Raw genomic sequence first — 1,137 nt, forward strand, 5'->3', positions numbered from 1 at the left:
TGATGTTATTATTTTTTCCTGTTGTCTCAAAATTATCGCTTGCCGATTGCTTTGATAAAGCAGGAAGTTATTATCAAATTGACTCTGATTATTTAAGAGTGATTGCCAGACAGGCATCAAACTTTAATCACTATTAAAAAAAATAAAGATGGCTCGTTTGATTTAGGGGTGATGGAAATTAATAGAAAAACCTTTAATGCCATAAAAAAAGAATATTCTAAATTATCTGTAAATGACTTAATCAATCATCCTTGCTTAAATATTCATATCGGTTCCATGATTTTAAGCCGTAACTTTGCTCTCTACGGAAAAAATTAGTTCTTTTGGTATGTATAACGCGGGAATGCGAAATACCAATACCTCAATTAAAAATCGTTTCCACTATGCCAATAAAATTTATCAATTTTATCAAAAAAATAAAAGCGAAAAAACGAATGAGAATAAAATTTACGAGTCGTTGGAATAAAAAAGTTTTAAGAAGGCAATTTGTGAAGCGATTGAGGAATTACAATTTTATGAAATTAAATTTCTCTCCGGCGTTAATCTTTATTTCCACGGTGAAAATATTCATTTTGATAAGATTGAAATTCGAAACGAAAATGATACCCCTATTATGTTTATTTATGACAATAATATTCCGGTGATAAAACCACGAAAAAATAAAAAAATAAAAGAACCCGTCATTAACCTTGCGGATTTTAAAAGAAATAAACCACGAAAAGATAAATAATAAAATAAAGGGCGCATATACCGCCCTTTATTTTCTCTTTAAGCAACACGTCGAGTACGCAAAGCAGTAATACGTTGTTGACCAATATAGCTGGGCGACTTTAAAACGATTACAAGTAATTACTCTATATCAGTAAATTTATATTGGAGAAAAACATATATTTTGTAATCAAAATTAAGACGCTTAGCTATAGCATGTGCTGCATGATTTTTGATGTTGACCGTGCTGGCGCGGCGATTGACTGGGCAGATAGACATTGCCCCGCCCCCAATCTTACTTTGATGAACTTGCTAAATGCTTGTGCTCATCTCGCTTATTTGTGCGAGACGGGCATCTGTACCGCCCCTGATGCCAACAATTGCCCCGCTGAAGTATGCCGCCGCTGTAGAGCGCCCATTGCGTACCGC

Annotated in this window: 2 protein-coding genes; both read left to right on the forward strand. The window is 34.3% G+C overall.

Translation table 11 applies throughout. The annotated features are described in order from the left end of the window. Positions 1-102 precede the first annotated feature (102 nt). A complete protein-coding gene (locus ARSQ2_RS08020; protein WP_181994971.1) occupies positions 103-318 on the forward strand; it encodes a transglycosylase SLT domain-containing protein in 216 nt (71 codons plus the stop codon). 555 nt (positions 319-873) lie between these two features. Further along, positions 874-1,137, forward strand: a 264-nt coding sequence (locus tag ARSQ2_RS08025) for a replication initiation protein (protein WP_238334396.1), incomplete at its 3' end; no start/stop codon positions are given.

Origin of the sequence: Arsenophonus endosymbiont of Bemisia tabaci Q2 (assembly GCF_902713415.1) — a bacterium.
In the GTDB taxonomy this organism is placed as follows: domain Bacteria; phylum Pseudomonadota; class Gammaproteobacteria; order Enterobacterales; family Enterobacteriaceae; genus Arsenophonus.